This is a genomic window from Streptomyces bugieae (genome assembly GCF_036352915.1).
Classification (GTDB): Bacteria; Actinomycetota; Actinomycetes; order Streptomycetales; family Streptomycetaceae; genus Streptomyces; species Streptomyces endophytica.
In genome coordinates, this window is the sequence record NZ_JAZBJP010000024.1 from 59,233 (window position 1) to 77,229 (window position 17,997).

General features: G+C 73.6%; 13 protein-coding genes and 1 tRNA gene. 7 read left to right on the top strand and 7 right to left on the bottom strand.

Annotation, left to right across the window (positions count from 1 at the left end; translation table 11 throughout):
* Positions 1 to 64 precede the first annotated feature (64 nt).
* From V2J85_RS28530 to V2J85_RS28550, 5 genes are all read left to right on the top strand, one after another.
* Positions 65 to 532, top strand: coding sequence for an Lrp/AsnC family transcriptional regulator (locus V2J85_RS28530; protein ID WP_030414526.1), 468 nt, complete (start codon positions 65 to 67; stop codon positions 530 to 532).
* Between the two features lie 19 nt (positions 533 to 551).
* Positions 552 to 1,199 carry an ABC transporter permease gene (locus tag V2J85_RS28535; protein WP_261951193.1) on the top strand — a complete coding sequence of 216 codons (648 nt, stop codon included), beginning with the start codon at positions 552 to 554 and terminating at the stop codon, positions 1,197 to 1,199.
* Complete coding sequence (locus V2J85_RS28540) at positions 1,192 to 2,454, top strand: betaine/proline/choline family ABC transporter ATP-binding protein (protein WP_261951192.1); 1,263 nt, start codon at positions 1,192 to 1,194, stop codon at positions 2,452 to 2,454. The genes V2J85_RS28535 and V2J85_RS28540 overlap by 8 nt, the downstream gene beginning before the upstream one ends.
* A 125-nt stretch (positions 2,455 to 2,579) precedes the next feature.
* Positions 2,580 to 3,377 carry an ABC transporter permease gene (locus V2J85_RS28545; protein WP_261957108.1) on the top strand — a complete coding sequence of 266 codons (798 nt, stop codon included), beginning with the start codon at positions 2,580 to 2,582 and terminating at the stop codon, positions 3,375 to 3,377.
* Positions 3,374 to 4,375: a glycine betaine ABC transporter substrate-binding protein gene (locus V2J85_RS28550; RefSeq protein ID WP_261951191.1), complete on the top strand. Its 1,002-nt coding sequence runs from the start codon at positions 3,374 to 3,376 to the stop codon at positions 4,373 to 4,375. Before V2J85_RS28545 ends, V2J85_RS28550 begins: the two co-directional genes overlap by 4 nt.
* A gap of 256 nt (positions 4,376 to 4,631) precedes the next feature.
* On the opposite strand, the gene V2J85_RS28555 is transcribed toward V2J85_RS28550, so the two are convergent.
* The 3 genes from V2J85_RS28555 to V2J85_RS28565 form a co-directional block, all read right to left on the bottom strand.
* Positions 4,632 to 5,411 (bottom strand): S16 family serine protease, encoded by a 780-nt coding sequence (locus tag V2J85_RS28555; protein WP_261951190.1) that lies wholly within the window; start codon positions 5,409 to 5,411, stop codon positions 4,632 to 4,634.
* Positions 5,412 to 5,538: 127 nt separating this feature from the next.
* Positions 5,539 to 6,180, bottom strand: coding sequence for an IclR family transcriptional regulator (locus V2J85_RS28560; RefSeq protein WP_261951189.1), 642 nt, complete (start codon positions 6,178 to 6,180; stop codon positions 5,539 to 5,541).
* A gap of 394 nt (positions 6,181 to 6,574) precedes the next feature.
* Complete coding sequence (locus V2J85_RS28565; protein ID WP_330823136.1) at positions 6,575 to 8,371, bottom strand: DEAD/DEAH box helicase; 1,797 nt, start codon at positions 8,369 to 8,371, stop codon at positions 6,575 to 6,577.
* Between the two features lie 454 nt (positions 8,372 to 8,825).
* Between V2J85_RS28565 and V2J85_RS28570 the strand changes: the two genes are divergently transcribed.
* Entirely contained in the window at positions 8,826 to 10,424 is a 1,599-nt protein-coding gene (locus tag V2J85_RS28570) for a hypothetical protein (RefSeq protein ID WP_330823137.1), read from the top strand.
* 137 nt (positions 10,425 to 10,561) lie between these two features.
* Positions 10,562 to 10,633, top strand: a tRNA-Cys gene (locus tag V2J85_RS28575).
* A gap of 57 nt (positions 10,634 to 10,690) precedes the next feature.
* Here V2J85_RS28575 and V2J85_RS28580 read toward each other — a convergent pair.
* From V2J85_RS28580 to V2J85_RS28595, 4 genes are all read right to left on the bottom strand, one after another.
* Positions 10,691 to 13,021 carry a xanthine dehydrogenase family protein molybdopterin-binding subunit gene (locus V2J85_RS28580; protein WP_261951186.1) on the bottom strand — a complete coding sequence of 777 codons (2,331 nt, stop codon included), beginning with the start codon at positions 13,019 to 13,021 and terminating at the stop codon, positions 10,691 to 10,693.
* Positions 13,018 to 15,015 carry a 2Fe-2S iron-sulfur cluster-binding protein gene (locus V2J85_RS28585; protein WP_261951185.1) on the bottom strand — a complete coding sequence of 666 codons (1,998 nt, stop codon included), beginning with the start codon at positions 15,013 to 15,015 and terminating at the stop codon, positions 13,018 to 13,020. The genes V2J85_RS28580 and V2J85_RS28585 overlap by 4 nt, the downstream gene beginning before the upstream one ends.
* Complete coding sequence (locus V2J85_RS28590) at positions 15,012 to 15,908, bottom strand: FAD binding domain-containing protein (protein ID WP_030414536.1); 897 nt, start codon at positions 15,906 to 15,908, stop codon at positions 15,012 to 15,014. The genes V2J85_RS28585 and V2J85_RS28590 overlap by 4 nt, the downstream gene beginning before the upstream one ends.
* A gap of 344 nt (positions 15,909 to 16,252) precedes the next feature.
* Complete coding sequence (locus V2J85_RS28595) at positions 16,253 to 17,977, bottom strand: beta-N-acetylhexosaminidase (protein ID WP_330823138.1); 1,725 nt, start codon at positions 17,975 to 17,977, stop codon at positions 16,253 to 16,255.
* Between the last annotated feature and the right edge of the window lie 20 nt (positions 17,978 to 17,997).

A 17,997-nucleotide genomic window follows, 5' to 3' on the forward strand; every position in this document is an offset into this window, starting at 1 on the left:
AGCAACCGCGCGACCGCGCCGGGCTATCTGTACATGATGACCATCGAAAACGAGGGAGCGAACATTGGCGATCGATCATCTTGACGGGGCGCTGCTGGAGCTGCTCGCCATAGAGCCGCGGATCGGGGTGCTGGAGGCGTCCCGGCGGCTGGGGGTGGCGCGCGGGACGGTGCAGGCCCGGCTCGACCGGCTTCAGTCGAATGGAGTGATCCGCGGCTTCGGGCCGGAGGTGGACCCGGCGGCGCTCGGCTATCCGGTCACCGCGTTCGCGACCCTGGAGATCAAACAGGGCCAAGGAAATGACGTACGGGCCCACTTGACCACCGTTCCCGAGGTGCTGGAGCTGCATACAACGACGGGACACGGGGACATGCTCTGCAGGCTCGTCGCTCGCTCCAACGCCGATCTGCAGCGGGTGATCGACCTGGTTGTGGGCTTTGATGGCATTGTGCGGGCCTCGACGGCAATCGTTATGGAAAATCCGGTTCCGTTGCGGATCATCCCGCTGGTGAAGCAGGCATCGGGAGACTGACCGAGCGAGGAGAGCGACGGTGAGCTTCTGGGAGTACGTCAGCACCCGGCACGCCCAGCTGCTGACGGATACGTATCAGCACGCCAGCGCGGTGTTCCAGTGCATGGTGATCGCCACCCTGCTGGGCGTGTTCCTCGGCGTGGTGACCTACCGCAGCGAATGGGCGGGGTCGCTCGCCACGACCACCACCGCCACCGTCCTGACCATCCCCTCGCTGGCCCTGATCGGTCTGCTGATCCCGATCGTCGGCCTGGGCGTCGCCCCGACGGTGATCGCGCTGACCCTGTACGGGCTGCTGCCGGTGGTCCGCAACGCCATCGTGGGGCTGCGCGGGGTGGACCCGGCGCTGGTGGACGCGGCCAAGGGCATCGGGATGTCGCGGGCGGCCCGGCTGTTCCGGGTCGAACTTCCGCTGGCCTGGCCGCCGATCCTCACCGGCATCCGGGTCGCCACCCAGATGCTGATGGGCATCGCCGCGATCGCCGCGTTCGCCTCCGGCCCGGGCCTGGGCAACGAGATCTTCCGCGGGATCGCGTCACTGGGCAGCGCCAACTCGCTCAACCAGGTACTGGCCGGCACGGTCGGCATCGCCGTGCTCGCGCTCCTCTTCGACGCCGCGTACGTCCTGATCGGACGCCTGACCATCTCCAGGGGGATCCGTGCCTGAGACGACCGACCAGCCGGCGGCGCCCGCCTCCGGCGCGAACATCCGGCTGGAGAACCTCACCAAGACCTACCCGGGCAGCCCCGCCCCGGCGGTGGAGGACGTCTCCATGGAGATCAAGGCCGGCGAGACGGTGATCTTCGTGGGGCCGTCCGGCTGCGGCAAGTCCACCACCCTGAAGATGATCAACCGGCTGATCGAGCCGACCTCGGGCCGGATCCGGATCGGCGACGAGGACGTCACCGACATCGACCCGGTCAAACTGCGCCGCAAGGTCGGCTACGCCATCCAGGCGTCCGGCCTGTTCCCGCACATGACCGTCGCCCAGAACATCGCCCTGGTCCCGAAGATGATCGGCTGGCCGAAGAGCCGGACCAGGAGCCGGGTCGAGGAGATGCTCGACCTGGTCGGGCTGGACCCCGGCGAATTCCACGACCGCTATCCGCGCCAGCTCTCCGGCGGCCAGCAGCAGCGCGTCGGGGTGGCCCGGGCGCTCGCCGCCGACCCGCCCGTGCTGCTGATGGACGAGCCGTTCGGCGCGGTCGACCCGATCACCCGCGACCACCTCCAGGACGAGCTGATCCGGCTCCAGCACGAACTGCACAAGACCATCTGCTTCGTCACCCACGACTTCGACGAGGCCATCAAGCTCGGCGACCGCATCGCGGTGCTCCGGGAGCGCTCGCACATCGCGCAGTTCGACACCCCGGAGGCGATCCTCACCAACCCGGCGGACGACTTCGTGTCCGGGTTCGTCGGCGCCGGGGCCGCCCTGAAACGCCTCAACCTCACCCGGGTACGGGACGTGGGCGTGGTGGACTTCCCCACCGCCGGGATCGACGACCCCCTGGAGTCGATCTTCGACCGGCTGCGGGCCGGCGCGCAGAACGAACTGCTGCTGCTGGACCGCAACCGCCGCCCGTACAAATGGCTGCGCCGCAGCGACCTCGCCCGCGCCAAGGAGACCCTGGCGCGGGCCGGCACCCTGGTCACCGACACCGTCACCCGGGACGCGACGCTGCGGGACGCCCTGGAGGCGGTGCTCACCGACAACGCGGGCCGGGTCGCGGTCACCGGGCGGCGCGGCGAGTACATCGGCGTGGTCGACATGGAGACGCTGATGAACAACGTCCACGAACTGCTGGAGGCCGACCGCCTGGAGGCCGTCGAGCACCAGCACGAGCTCCAGGAGCAGCGCGCCCACCTCACCCAGCGGGAGCAGGAGGGCCTGGACGAGGGCGGGGGGAGCAGGGCATGAGCACCCCCGACGGCCCCGGCGGAGCCCGGGACGACAGCCGGCCGCGGCCCGCGGGCAGCGGCCCGGGACCCGGCGGACGCGGGGCGAGCGACCACGAGGCGTTCGCGCTCCGCGACAACGTCGAGATGGAGCAGCGGGAGCTGGCCGCCGGTGAGGCGCCCACCCCGTCCGCGGCCCGCGGCGGGCGGCGGATCAGCTGGCAGAAGTGGACGTTCATGCCGGCGTTCCTGTTCTTCGCGCTGCTCGCCACCTGGCTGTGGTTCCGCGGCGCGCAGCTGGACTCGATCGCCCATCAGGCGGTGGACGACGGCAAGGTGTGGCTGGCGCTGCGCCAGCACATCGTGCTCACCGCCGTGTCCACGTTCTTCGTGCTGATCATCGCGATCCCGCTGGGCATCGCGCTGACCCGGTCGCGGCTGCGCCGGGCCACCCCGTTCGCGATGGCGGTCGCCAACCTCGGGCAGGCCGTCCCGGCGCTGGGTCTGCTGATCCTGCTGGTCATCTGGCTGGGCATCGGCGCCCGTTCGGCGATCGTCGGCATGGTGATCTACGCCGTGCTGCCGGTGCTGGCCAACACCATCGCCGGGCTGCGCGGCATCGAGCCGACGCTGACCGAGGCGGCCCGCGGGATCGGCATGTCCCCCACCGGCGTGCTGACGAAGGTGGAGCTGCCGCTGGCCGTGCCGCTGATCCTGGCCGGGGTGCGGACCGCGCTGGTGCTGAACGTGGGCACCGCGACGCTGGCCACGTTCGGCGGGGGCGGCGGCCTGGGCGATCTGATCTCGGCGGGCATCGTCACCCAGCGGATGCCGGTGCTGGTGCTCGGCTCGGTGCTGACGGTGGCGCTGGCGCTGCTCGTCGAATGGCTGGCGTCGCTCGCCGAGCTGCTGCTGCGGCCGCGCGGACTGGAGGTGGCCACATGAGACGTACGCCCCGCTTCCGCCGCCCGGGACCGTGCCGGGCCGTGGCCGCCGCGCTGCTGGCCGGGCTGCTCGCCGCCGGCTGCGGCCTGGTCAGCGGCAGCGCGATGACCGACAACGTCCGGCCGGGCCCGAACGCCGGCTATCCGGGCCGCCCGCTGACCGGGGCGCAGCTGACGGTGACGTCGAAGGAGTTCACCGAGCAGATCGTGCTCGGCCAGATGATGGGCCTGGTCTTCGAGGCGGCCGGCGCCACGGTCATCGACAAGACCAGCATCCAGGGGTCCATCGGCGCCCGGGAGGCCGTGAAGTCCGGCACCGCGGACGCCGCGTACGAGTACACCGGCACCGGCTGGATCACCTACCTCGGCCACACCAAACCGGTCGTCGACCCGCAGGAGCAGTGGCGGGTGGTCCGCGACGAGGACCGGAAGAACGGCCTGGTCTGGCTGCCGCCGTCGACGCTGAACAACACGTACGCGCTGGCGCTGAACCCCGCCAACCAGAAGAAGCTGGGCGTCCACACCCTCTCGGACGTCGCCGCGCTGTCCCACAAGAACCCGGGCGCGGTGACCCTGTGCGTGGAGAACGAGTTCGCCACCCGCAACGACGGCCTGCCGGGCATGGCCCGCGCGTACGGCATGCAGGTGCCGTCCGGCAACGTCCGCAAGATGACCGGCGGCGTCGTCTACACCGAGACGAAGAAGGGCACCTGCGCGCTGGGCGAGGTCTTCACCACCGACGGCCGGATCAAGGCGATGAACCTGCAGGTCCTCGCCGACGACAAGCACTTCTTCCCGAACTACAACGTCGCGCCGGAGATCAACGCGGCCTCCCTGAAGAAGTACCCGGCGATGGCCCAGGTCCTCGCCCCGGTCACCCGCGCGCTGAACAACACCGTCGCCCAGGAACTGAACCGCAAGGTGGACGTCGACGGCGAGGACCCCCACCAGGTGGCGAAGGACTGGCTGCTGAGGGAGGGATTCATCAGGGAGGGGTAGACCGCGCCCGGCGGTGGGGTGGGCCGCGCCCCGGCCGTGGGTGGGCCGCGCCGCCGTGGGGTGGGCCGTGCCCCGGCAGTGGGTGAGCCGTGCCCCGGCCGTAAGGCCGGGAATACCCCTCCCCCACCACCGTCCGGGAATACCCCTCCCCGCCCCTCCCGGCCGGGAATACCCCTCCCCGCCCTCCCGTTGTCGGCCCCGAGGGGGCGCTCCGGTCCCCTACGGGAAGTGTTCGGCTGCCCCTTAGTTTAGGTGCTCAGCAGCTGGGAACCCGGCCGCCGTTCCGGAGGGCCTTGAGGGCCTTGACCGCGTCGTCGAGGGTGGTGACGGAGACCAGCCGCATGCCGCGGGGCAGCTCCGCGCGGGCGTCCGCGCACTCCTTGCGAGGCACCAGGAAGACCGTCGCCCCGTCGCGGCCCGCGGCCTGGGTCTTCAGTGCCACCCCGCCGACCGCCCCGACCTCGCCGTCCGCGCTGATCGTGCCGGTACCGGCGATGGTCCGGCCGCCGGTCAGGTCATGGCCCGCGCCGTCGCCGGCCAGCTTGTCGACGATGCCGAGCGCGAACATCAGCCCGGCGCTGGGCCCGCCGACGTCCGCGAGGCTCAGCTTGACCTTGACGTCCTTGGGGGACCTGCGGAGCTGCCCGAGCGCCGCCTCGGTGGCGCTGTCCTGCGACTCCTTCATCTGCCGGGCGTTGTGCTCGGCGATCTCCTCGGTGTTGTTGCCCACCGGGTAGACCGCCTCCTTGGGCATCACGGCCTCGTCGGAGCGGAACCAGCCCTTGAGGATGTCCGCCAGATGGACGGAGGCGTCCGGGCCGGTGGCGACGATCGAGGTCATCCGCAGCTGCCCGCTGGTCTTCCGGGTCCCCGCCCCGCTGATCGTGATCACCGGTTTGCCCTTGTCGTCACCGAGGACGTTCGCCGTCATGCCCGGGTACGCCACCGAGAACGGCAGCGGGGCGAGGGCCGCGGTGACGAGGAGGGCCAGGACGAGGGCGGTGCAGACCGCCAGGGCGCGGGCGCGGGAAGACACCCCGCCACCCTAATTGACCCCCGCCCCACCAGGCCCGTAAGCCGCTGCGGGCTCACCACACGGCCACCGGCCCTTCACACTCCGGGGGCAGGCGGCCCGGGCACCGGGGCGATAAGGGCGGTACGGCTCAGCGCAGCGCCTCGGACACCTCGCGGGCGGCGTCGATCACCCGCGGCCCGACCCGTTCGGAGACGGTGTCGGAGAGCATCACCACGCCCACGCTGCCCTCGATGCCGCTCACCCCGAGCAGCGGCGCCGCCGCACCGCTGGCGCCGGCCTCCAACTCCCCGTGTGTCAGGGCGAGTCCGGCGTCCTGGAGGCGCCCCTGGCGGGCCTTGAGGATCGCCCGCCCGGCGGCCCCGCGGTCCAGCGGATGCCGGAAACCGGCCCGGTAGGCCACGTGGTAGTCGGTCCAGGTCGGCTCCACCACGGCGACGGCCAGCGCTTCGGTGCCGTCGACGAGGGTGAGGTGCGCGGTGGCGCCCACGTCCTCGGCCAGTGACCTGAGCGCGGGCAGCGCGGCCTCTCTGACCAGCGGATGGACCTGCCGGCCCAGGCGCAGGACGCCCAGGCCGACGCGGGCCCGGCCGCCGATGTCGCGGCGCACCAGGGCGTGCTGTTCCAGGGTGGCCAGCAGTCGGTAGACGACGGTGCGGTTGACGCCGAGCTTGTTGGACAGCTCGGTGACGGTCAGCCCGTGGTCGGTGTCGGCGAGGAGTTTGAGGACGCGCAGCCCTCGGTCGAGCGTCTGGGAGGTCTCTGCGGTCACGACGCCCTCCTGGTGTGAGTGGCGGCGCTCGGCACGGCACGCTGCGAGTCCCGGAGCAGCGCGCGCAAGAGGCCGCCGGCCGCATGGCACCGGCTGCGCTCCGCGGCGGCGCTGCCACGGGGCGTGTGCGTGACCGGGACAGTAGCGAGCCAGTCCGGTCAGCGGAAGAGTCCGTCCAGAATCCGGGCTTCCGCGCCCGCAATATCCCGTTTGGTCCGCCCAGAACGGCCTCAGCAGGGCTTCCGCGGGGCATGCCGTGTTTCAGCGAGGGCTACGACCTGACGCGTCCGTGCCGCACGGCCGGGGACGACGCGCCGTCGGCCCGGTTCCCGGTACGGCGGACGGCCGCACCGGGCCCGGACCGGCGGGTCTCACCGCGCCCCGGCCCGAGGGCTCAGCGCATCCGCGTGGCCCACTCCCGTACCTTCTTGATCCGCTCGTTCAGCTGCCCGGCGGTGGCCTCCGCGCTCGGCGGGCCGCCGCACACCCGGCGCAGCTCGGTGTGGATCACCCCGTGCGGTTTGCCGCTCTGGTGGACGTACGCCCCGACCAGCGTGTTCAGCTGCTTGCGCAGCTCCAGCAGCTCCTTGTGCGTGACCACCGGCCGCCGCTCGGCCGGGATCTCCAGCAGGTCGGCCTCCGCGTCCGGCTTCTTGCGGCTGTGCGCGATCTGCCGGGCCTGCCGCTTCTGCAGCAGCAGCTGCACCTGGTCGGGCTCCAGCAGCCCGGGGATGCCGAGGTAGTCCTGCTCCTCCTCGCTGCCGGCGTGCGCCTGCATGCCGAACTCGGCGCCGTCGTAGAGCACCCGGTCGAAGACCGCCTCCGACTCCAGCGCCTCGAACGAGAACTGCTCCTGCTCCCCGGTGTCCTCGTCCTGCTCCTTGTTCGCCTCCTCCATCTCCTTCTCGGATTCGGCGTACGGGTCCTCCTCGCCGTCCTTCTTCGGCTTGTCGAGCACGTGGTCGCGCTCGACCTCCATCTCGTTGGCGAAGCCGAGCAGCATCGGGACGGTCGGCAGGAACACCGAGGCGGTCTCGCCGCGCTTGCGGGACCGTACGAAGCGGCCCACGGCCTGCGCGAAGAACAGCGGCGTGGAGATCGTCGTGGCGTACACGCCCACCGCCAGCCGCGGCACGTCGACGCCCTCCGACACCATCCGCACCGCCACCATCCAGCGGTCCTGCGACTGCGAGAAGTCGTCGATGCGCTGCGAGGCGCCGGAGTCGTCGGACAGCACCAGGGTGGCGCCGCTTCCGGTGATCTCCCGGATCAGCTTGGCGTACGCCCGGGCCTGCTCCTGGTCCGAGGCGATCACCAGCGCGCCGGCGTCCGGGATGGACTTCCGGACCTCGGTCAGCCGCTGGTCGGCGGCGCGCAGCACGTTCGGCATCCAGTCGCCGCGCGGGTCCAGCGCGGTCCGCCAGGCCTGCGAGACCGCGTCCTTGGTCATCGGCTCCCCGAGCCGGGCCGCGATCTCGTCGCCCGCTTTGGTGCGCCAGCGCATGTTGCCGCTGTAGGAGAGGAAGATGACCGGCCGCACGACGCCGTCGGCGAGCGCGTTGCCGTATCCGTAGGTGTAGTCCGCGGACGACCGCCGGATGCCGTCGTTCCCCTCCTCGTACGTCACGAACGGGATCGGGTTGGTGTCGGACCGGAACGGCGTACCGGTCAGCGCGAGCCGCCGGGTGGCCGGCTCGAACGCCTCCAGGCAGGCCTCGCCCCACGACTTCGAGTCGCCGGCGTGGTGGATCTCGTCGAGGATCACCAGGGTCTTGCGCTGCTCGATCCGGTTGCGGTGCAGCATGGGGCGGACGCCGACGCCCGCGTAGGTCAGCGCGACGCCGTGGTACTCGCGGCCCAGCGGGCCCGCGCTGTACTCCGGGTCGAGCTTGATCCCTATCCGGGCCGCCGCCTCCGCCCACTGCTTCTTCAGGTGCTCGGTCGGCGCGACGACGGTCACCTGCTGCACGACGTGGTGGTGCAGCAGCCACGACGCGAGGGTGAGCGCGAAGGTCGTCTTACCGGCCCCCGGCGTCGCGACGGCGAGGAAGTCCCTCGGCTGCGCCTGGATGTACCGGTCCATGGCCGCCTGCTGCCAGGCACGCAGCTTGTTCGCGGTACCCCAGGGGGCCCGCCCCGGGAAGGCCGGGGACAGGTGATGGTTGTTGGTGGCGCTGGTGGTGGTAGTCACGGTCTCCGTCGGCTGAACTCGGCTCTCGGCAACCGCGCCAGCGTACCGGGGGGTGCTCCCACGTTGTCGGCCGTCCCGCCGTGGGGGTGCTCGTCGTTGTGCGCTTGTCGGCGCCGCGTACGTTGTCGGCCGTCCCGCCGCGGGGCCTGGTCGCCGTTACGCCTGGCGGCGGGCGTGGTGTTTCCAGGTGCGGTGCCGCCCCTCCGGACTTCGTCCTCCGGTCCGGCCCCTCCCGCGGGTGGGAGGTTTTCGTGGGGGCGGGCCCGGGGCCCCCTCCGGTGACTGTGACCTTTTCCACACGCAGTCACCTGGCCGCGTGCGCCCTCACGGGCCGCGCCGCGGCCGCGTACGTGGGGTGTGAACAGTGCGTGGCGGGGGGCCGGCAGCCATGGACTCCTCCGGCGACCCCCTTTAGCCTCGGCCGCCGTTGCCCAAGGACGGAGAAGGAACTCCTATGCGACATCGGCTTGTTGGGGCTCGCGCGGTGCGTACGGCGGCCGTGCTCGCGGCCCTGTTACTCGCGCTTCCGCCCTCGGTGGGATCGGCCTCCGCCGCTCCGATACCGCCCGCTCCCGGTCACCGGCTGGTGCCGGAGTACGAAGGGGCGCCGGCCGTCGCCGAGCCGTTGCCCGCGGGGCAGGCGCCGCCGCAGCATCCGTTTCTGGCACCCAACGGGCGGGCCGGTATGCACGGGGACGGGGCCAGCAGTGACACCCATCCGTTCCCCGGTCCGCTCGGCGCCCGGCCCGCCGTGCGCAGCGAGAAGATGGCCGCGCTCGGCGGTGAGTGCGCGACGGTGACGTTCGACTCGGGTGGCCGGATCCTGACGGTGTGCGGCACCTTCCAGGGGTTCCGGCTCAAGCTGCTGGACCCCACGTCCCTGGAGACGCTCGCCGAGTACGCGCTGCCGCAGCGTCCGTCCACCGTCGAGGCGATCACCCGGCTCGACTTCTCGAAGATCTTCAAGGACACCTCGGGCGGCGCCTACTTCTACCTCGACAACGAGGACCGGGTCGTGCTGGCCGACTCCCGGCAGCACGTGCTGCGGCTGTCCCACGCCCGGGCCGCCGACGGCAGCTGGCGCTTCGCCCTGGACGACGACTGGGACCTCACCCCGTACGTGCCGCACGACTGCGTCGGCTGGACCAACCTCTTCCCGCGCGGCGACTGCGACCCGGTGACGTCCGTGCAGCCCGACTGGGACGGCCGGATCTGGTGGGTGACCCGTAAGGGGCGGATCGGCACCATCGCCCCGGGGAACGGCACCGTACGGGCCGTCCAACTGGCGGGCGAGGAGATCCAGAACAGCTTCTCGGCGGCCGAGGACGGCGTCTCCGTCGTCTCCGACCACGCGCTCTACAGCCTGCGCGCGGACGCCGGCGGCACCCCGCGGGTCCAGTGGCGGCGCACCTACGACCGCGGTACGGGCGGCAAGCCCGGGTCCGTGAACCAGGGCTCCGGTACCACCCCGACCCTCCTCGGCGACGCCGCCCACCCGTACGTGGCGATCACCGACAACGCCGACGACCGGATGAACGTGCTGGTCTACCGGCGCACCGGCCCGGACGCCGGCCGCCTGGTCTGCAAGGTCCCGGTGTTCGCCGCCGGCGCCTCCACCACGGACAACTCCCTCATCGGCTACGGCAACAGCCTGGTCGTCGAGAACAACTACGGCTACGAGAACGTCACCTCGCTGGTCCTGGGCAGGTCGGTGGTCGGGGGCATCACCCGGGTCGACATCCGGCCGGACGGCAGCGGCTGCGACACCGTCTGGGAGAGCGCGGAACGCTCGCCGTCCACCGTGGCCAAGCTGTCCACCGCCAACGGGCTGCTGTACCACTACACCAAGGACCCCAACCGGCTGGGCATCGACGCCTGGTACCTGACCGCGATCGACTTCCGCACCGGCACCACCCGCTGGAAGCGCCTGACCGGCACCGGCCCGCTGTACGACAACAACTGGGCCCCGATCACCCTCGGCCCGGACGGCACCGCCTACGTCGGCGTCTTCAACGGCCTGGTGGCCGTACGGGACACCGCCCCGCCCACCTGACCGCACCCCGTCTGTCGCCCCGTCTGTCGCCCCGTGTTGCCCCGTGTTGCGCCGTGTTGCAGCCTCGTGGCAGCCCGCCCCGCACCCTTGCCGGGCCCCCCGCCCCGCGGCCTAGAGTCGGGAGCACACCGCAACCCGGCCGTGTGCCCGAGTGGTTCAGGGGCTCGCCTGCAAAGCGAGTTACGTGGGTTCGAATCCCGCCACGGCCTCCGAGTGACAGCGAAGCGGCCCGCCACCTGTGTGGCGGGCCGCTTTCGTGTGGGCGGTTACTGCTGGATCACCTGGGCGACCGCCGCCTGGGGGCGGATGGGCAGGCGGCCGATGGGGCGGCCGGTGGCGGCGCGGACCGCGGAGGCCACGGCGGCCGGGGAGGTGACCACCGGGACGGCGCTGGCGGGCTTGGCACCGAAGGGGGCGACCACGTCGCGTTCCTCGACGAGTTTGACGATGCGGATGTCGGGGGCGTCGAGCGCGGTCGGCAGGGCGTAGCCGGTCAGGTCGGGGTGGCGGACCTCGCCGCGGGTGGTGCGGAGGTTCTCCATCAGGGCGGCGCCCAGGCCCTGGGTGACGCCCGCCTCGATGCGGGCCCGCAGCTGGGCGGGGTTGAGGATCCGGCCGACGTCCTGGGCGACGGTCATCTCGACGACCCTGATGGTGCCCAGTTCGATGTCGACGTCGGCGACGCAGCGGATCGCGCAGAACGCCAGGCCCACGAACGCGTCGCCCTGGCCGCTGTCGTCGAGCGGCTCGGTGGGGTGCGGGCGGCACTGGGCGGTGGCCCAGAGCTCCTTGCCGTCCAGGGCCTCGGCGACGGTGGTGCTGAGCACGCCGTCGTACGAGGTGATCTTGCCGTCGCTGATCTGGAGGAGCTCGGTGGACATGCCGAACTTGTGGGCCAGCGGCTGGAGGAGCTGGGTGCGGACCATCTTGGCGGCCCGCTCGACGGCGCCGCCGGAGACCCAGGTGTGGCGGCCGTGGCAGGCCGGGCCGGCCGGGGGCTGGTCGGTGTCGACGCCGGCGACGTGCACCTCGTCGACCCCGAGGGTCTCCTGGACGATCTGCCGGGCCAGGGTGGAGAAGCCCGAACCGGTCTCCACGGCGGCGCAGATGACGGTCGCGACCGAGCCGCTGACCTTGACGGTGGCGGTGGAGACCTCGTCGGTGCCCTCCGCGCCGAGCATGTGCACCATGCCCAGTGCGTAGCCGACGCCGCGGCGCACCGCGCCCGGTTCGCCCGCGCCCTCGGGCCCGCCCGGCAGCAGCCATTCCGCTTCGGGGGTGTCCTTGGGCAGTTCGGGCAGCGGCGCCTCCTTGACGGCGAGCAGGAGCTCGGCCACCGGGGCGGGGCAGGTCACCGTCTGGCCCGTGGGGAGCAGATCGCCGGTGGCCATGACGTTGCGGAGCCGGATCTCGTGCGGCTCCAGGCCCAGCCGGGCGGCGAGCTTGTCCATCTGGCCCTCGTAGGCGGCGCAGACCTGCATCGCGCCCTCGCCGCGGACGTGGCCGGACGGCGGGTTGTTGGTGCGCACCGCCCAGCCGTCGACGACCGCGTGCGGGACGACGTACGGGCCGCAGGCGAAGGAGACGGCGGCGGCCAGCGCGTCGGCGGAGGTGTCCGCGTACGCCCCGGCGTCCATCAGGATCTGCGCCTCGACCTTGACCAGCCGGCCGTCGGCGTCCGCGTGGTGGCGGTAGCGCAGCAGCGTGGGGTGGCGGTGGGCGTGCGCGAGGAAGGACTCCTCGCGGGTGGCGGCCAGTTTGACGGGGCAGCCGGTGCGCAGCGCCAGCAGACCGAGCGGGAGCTGGATGCCGGGGTCCTCGCGGTCGGCGGTGGCGCCGGGGACGCCGGTCACCACGACCTTGACCTGGTCGGGGGTCAGGCCGAAGGAGGCGGCGGCCAGGTCGCGGTCGGTGTGCGGGTCCGTGGAGGCGGTGTAGATCTCCACGCCGCCGTCGGGGCGGGGCACCGCGAGTCCGGCCTCGGCCCCGATGGGGGCCGGGTCCTGGCGGCCGATCCGGTAGAGGCCCTCGACCATCACCTCGCCCACGGCGTCGGCGTCACCGAAGCGGAGCGGGATGTGCCGGATGAGGTTGCCGTCGGGGTGCAGCGGCTCGGCCTCGAAGGCGAGCTGGGGGTCGGTGACCGGCTCCAGGACCTCGTACTCGACGGCGATGGCGGCAGCGGCCAGCCGCGCCGTGTCGGGGTGGTCGGCGGCCACCGCGGCGATCGGCTCGCCGTGGTGGCGGACCTCGTCCTTGGCGAACACCGGGCGGTCGGCGGTGCCCCGGCCGTGGCCGGCGTCCCCGGGCACGTCCTCGTGCGTGACGACGACGCGGACGCCGGGCATCTCGGCCGCGTGCTTGGTGTCGACGGACAGGATCCGGGCGCGCGGGTGCGGGGAGCGCAGCACGGCCGCCCACAGCAGGCCCTCGGCCCACAGGTCGGCCGCGTACGGGAAGGTGCCCTCGGTCTTCGCCGCCGCGTCGGCGGACGGCAGGGAGACGCCCAGGCCGCGCAGCGGCGTCTCGTCGGGCAGCTCGACGCCCGCGGCGGGGGTCGCGGTGACGGCGCCGGCGCCCTCGGACGTTCCGGTCATGCCGTGCCTCCCGGGTGCGGATCCTGGTCGTGCGGGGCGGGGCCCGTGGGGTCGGCGGGGCCCGCCTGGTGGGGGATGCGTGCGGTGTCCGCCGGGGGTGCCCCGGTCTCGTCGTCCGCCGTCCCGTAGGCGGCCGCGGCGGCCTCCGCACGGGCCTTGACGACCTCCTCGACGGCGTCCAGCACGCCCCGGTAACCGGAGCAGCGGCACAGGTTGCCGCACAGCGCCTTGCGGGTCTGCAGTTCGTTGGGGGCGTGGTTGCCCTCCAGGAGGTCGTGCACGGTCATCGCCATGCCCGGTACGCAGAAGCCGCACTGCACGGCACCGGACGCGGCGAGCGCGCGCTGCACGTCGGAGGGCACGCCGTTCTCCGCGAGCCCCTCGACGGTGCGGACCTCGCTGCCGGCGGTGGTGGCGGCGGGCACCAGGCAGGAGGCCACCAGCCGCCCGTCCACCTGGACCGAGCAGGCGCCGCACTCCCCCTGGGAGCAGCCGTCCTTGGCCCCGGCCAGGCCGAGCCGCTCGCGCAGCACGTAGAGCAGCGATTCGCCGATCCAGGCGTCGGTGACCGGGCGGTCGATGCCGTTGACGCGCAGCACGTAGGAGGCGGCGGGGTGTTCGTCGTGGGGGGCCGGGTCGTCCGCGGACGGGGACGGGGCGCCGGACGGGTCGTCGTCACCCGGGGCGGCGGCCGCGTCCTCGGGGGCGGGCCGGTCGTCGGGGGCGGCCGGGGCCTCGGCGCCCGTGGGGACCGTTTCCGCACCGGCGGACTCGTCGGGCACATCCGGCGAAGGCGACGAAGCGGGCGCGGCGGACGGCTCCGGGGCGGCTCCGTCCGTGGCCGCCGTGAACTCCTCGGTGTGCTCCGGCTGTTGTGCGGCGTGGTCCGGCCGTTCGTCGTGCTCCGGCCGCGTGACCGGTTCGCCGGCCGCGGGGGACGCCCAGGCGCCGGCGGCGGCCGGGGGTGCGGGCGCGTCCGCCGCGGCGTCGTGGTGGTGGTCCGTCACCGCGTCGTCGTGCGGCGGCCGCTCCGTCTCCGCGGCGGGCGGCCACTGGGCCAGCGCGTCGGCGGGCAGCGACCAGTGGCCGGTCGCGCCGGCGGCCGCGGGGTCCGGCCCGGCGACATGGTCGTGGCCCGGCGCCCGGCCGTGGTCCGCGAGGCCGTTGCCGGGCGCGTAACCGCCGTTCAGGTGGCCGCTGTAGGGATCGTCCGCCGAGGGTGCCGGGGCGGCCTCCTGGGGCTCCTCGGCGGTCGCGGGGGCGCCGCTGGTGGCGCTCAGGCCGGCGGTGAAGTTCCAGTGGCCGGTGCGGGCGGCGTCGGCGGTGTCCGCCGTGGTGGCGGCGCTCTCGTACGCGCCGGAGCCCGGGTAGCCGCCGGCCTGGTAGCCGGCGCCGTTGGTGCCCGTGAGGCCCTGGTGTCCCGGGTGGCCCACGGGGCCCGGGTGGCCGGTCAGCCGGTCGTCGTCGACCAGGTACTCACCGGACTCCTCCAGTCCGTCGTCCGCCGCCGGGATGCTCCAGGAGGCGGCGGCCTCGGCGCTGCCCGCCTCCGGCCACTCCACGGTGTCCGGGCCCCACGGCCGGGCGGCCTCGGGCGCGGCGCCCTGGTAGATCGCGGAGCCGCCCTGGTGGGCGGGGTCGTGCGCGGGCGCGCCGTATCCGGTGGAGGGGTCGGCGTAGCCGCCGGCCTGGTCGGTGAACGGCATGGTCCACTGCCCGGTGGCCGCGGGGTCGGCGCCCGCTTCGGGGGCCTGCGGCGCGGCCGCGTGCGGGGTGAAGGACGCAGGCGGGGTGTAGCCGTGACCGGGCGCGGCGAGCGGGTCGGCCCCCGGGGTGGGGTAGCCGGGCGTACGGCCGCCGTAGACCCCGGTGGTGAAGCCCTCCGGGAGCTGGACGAAGGCCGTGGCCTCGGACTCGTACTCGCCGCCCTGCGGCAGCGGCTGCCAGCCCTGATCGGCGTGCGGCTGCTGCGGATGACGGTGGTCTTCGCTCACGAGAGCGCCCTCCCAAGTGCGCGGCGGGCCAGGGCTGCCACCGTACGGCGCAGGTGCAGCGCGGCCGGCGGCAGGGTCGCCGGTTCGGAACCGTCCTCCGGCGGGGCCGGGTCGGGGATGCAGGCGGCGGCGACGTAGTCCCCGAAGGCCGTCAGGGCCTCGGGCACCAGGCCGCGTTCGCCGTCCCAGTCGATGAGCGAGGCCACCCACTGCTCGGCCTCCAGGGGGCGCAGCGGCATCGCGGCGACCGCGCCGACCGCGCAGCGCACCCCGCGCCGGGCGGGGTCGAGGACCAGCGCCACCGACGCGGTGGCCCGGCCGGGGCCGGTGCGGCCGGTGGCCTTGAGGAAGGCCTGCGGGGCGTGCAGCAGCGGCACCCGTACGAAGCCGACGAGTTCGCCGGGGTGCAGCATCTCGCGGCCCGCCAGGAGGTGGCTGACCGGGATCTCGCGGCGGGCGCCCCCGGGGCCGGCGATGATCACGGTGGCCTCCAGGGCGGCGAGCACCGGGAGCGTGTCGCCCGTGGGGGCGGAGGTGACGATGTTGCCGCCGAGGGTGCCGGCGTTGCGGATCTGCGGGGGACCGGCCGCGCGCGCGGCGGCGGCCAGGCCGGGGATGAGGGCGGCGAAGTCGGGGCGCCCCATACGGGCGAGGGTCAGGCCGGCGCCGAGCAGCGCGTGGCCGTCCAGGTACTGCCAGCCGCGGATCTCGCTGATCCGGCCCAGGCCCACCAGGGCCGCGGGTCTGAGGAGTCCGGCGTTGACCGCCGCCATGAGGTCGGTGCCGCCCGCGACGGGCACGGCGGCGGGCATGGCGGTGAGTGCCGCCACGGCCTCGTCGAGCGAGGCCGGCAACGTCACCGTGTGCGACGCGTGCGGTGCGTGCGTGGTCAAGCCAGCTGCCCCTTCCCCGGTGGTGTCCCGGCAGTTCCGCTCCGCCGTACGGTACGTGCTCACAGCCCGGACGTGGCAACTCTGGCACATCTTCCCGGACCCTCGGCGCGAGGGTCCGCGAAGGGACGATCCGTCCCCGGACAGGGTGCTGGTCCGGATTCGTCCGCCACCGCCGGTGAAGTCCGCGGTCGGGCCCGCCGGCGGGGCGTGTGCGGGTCGGGTGCGCCCGGGCCGTGGCGCACGCCGTCGTACGGCGGTGCTCGGTACGGCGGCGCGGGGAGGAACCGCCGTGTGTACCACCGTCCCAGGGTCCGGCCGTACGGGCGCCCTCCTTGCACCGGGGCTCACACGTTTGGGGGCGCCCCGTCGATCGGGCGTCCGAGCACCCCGGGGCGTTTCTGCCAGGGGCGGGGGCCGCCGGGCGGCCGGTAGTCGACGCCCAGGGCGTCGAGGCGGCCGTAGTGGGCGGCCATCCGGCGGGTGAAGTCCTGGTAGTCGCGGTCGGCCGGGGCCGGCAGGCGGGACCAGGCAACCTCGGCGAACGCGGAGAGCCGGGGGAAGACCTGGTAGTCGAGGCGCTGCTGACTGTCCATGACCTCGGTCCAGGCGTTGGCCTGGGTGCCGAGGACGTGCGCGGCCTGTTCGGCCGTCAGCTCCGGCGGTACCGGCTCGAAGCGGTAGACGTCCTCCAGGGTCCGTACGTAGCCGATCGGCACCGGCTCCTCCGGGGACGGGTCCTGACGGTGGTCCAGGTAGACCTGCTGTTCGGGGCACATGACGACGTCGTGGCCGGATTTGGCGGCCGCGACCCCGCCGGCGTAGCCCCGCCAGGAGGAGACGGCCGCCCCTTCGGCCAAGCCGCCCTCCAGGATCTCGTCCCAGCCGATGAGCCGCCGGCCGCGGTCGGCGAGCCAGCGGTCGAAGTGCCGGATGAACCAGCTCTGCAGCTCGTCCTCGCCGGCCAGGGAGAGTTCGGCGATCCGGGCCTGCGCGGTGGCGGAGGCCCGCCACTGGTCCTTGGGGCACTCGTCGCCGCCGATGTGCACGAAGCGGGACGGGAAGAGCTCCAGGACCTCTTCGAGGACGTGCTCGTAGAACCGCAGGACGGTGTCGGTGGGTGCCAGTACGTTGGGGTTGACGCCCCAGGTGTCCCAGACCTGCAGGGAGGTGGTGTCGATGACGTCGGTGTTGCCGAGTTCCGGATACGCGGCGATGGCGGCCTGCGAGTGTCCGGGGACGTCGATCTCGGGGACGACGGTGATATGCCGCCGGGCGGCGTAGGCGACGATCTCGCGGATGTCGTCCTGGGTGTAGTGGCCGCCGTGCGGGCGCTCGTCCCAGAGCGGGGAGGCCCGGTGGCCGAGTTTGGTGCGGGCGCGCCAGGAGCCGGTTCCGGCCAGTTTCGGGTAGCGCCGGATCTCCAGGCGCCAGCCCTGGTCGTCGGTCAGGTGCAGGTGCAGGACGTTGAGTTTGTGCGCGGCGAGCAGGTCGAGGTAGCGCAGCACGCCGTCCTTGGGCAGGAAGTGCCGGGCGACGTCGAGCAGCATGCCGCGCCAGCCGAAGCGGGGGCCGTCCTCGACGGTCAGTTGCGGGAGGACGGCCGGCCGCCCGGGGGTGAGCGGGGCGCGGCGGAAGGCGTGCGGGCCGAGGAGCTGACGGAGCGTCTGGGCGCCCCAGAAGACGCCGGCCGGGCCGCCGCCGGTGATCCGTACGCCCCAGCGGGCGTCGGCCTCCAGGCGGTAGCCCTCCGCGGGCAGGGCCGCATCGAGGGCCAGGGCGAGGGTGTCGGTGGCGTCGGCGGAGCCGGGCGGCAGCGGCAGGCCGTAGGCGTCGCCGAGGGTGGCCCGCAGCCAGTGCGCGGTGTCCTCGGTGCCGGGTGCGGCGGCGAGTGCGGTGTCCGGGCCGAGCCGGACGGCGCCGCCGGGGGCCGCGTCGATGCTCAGCGGTGCGGGGATCAGCCCGGCACCCGGTAGGGGCGGGGTGCCCGGGTCGGGTGCGGGAGGGGTGCCCGGGGCCGGTCGTGCCGCGGGGGTGTCCGGGTGGCGCGTGGGGCCGTCTGTGTCCGGCATGCCGTCAGTCCTCCACCGCG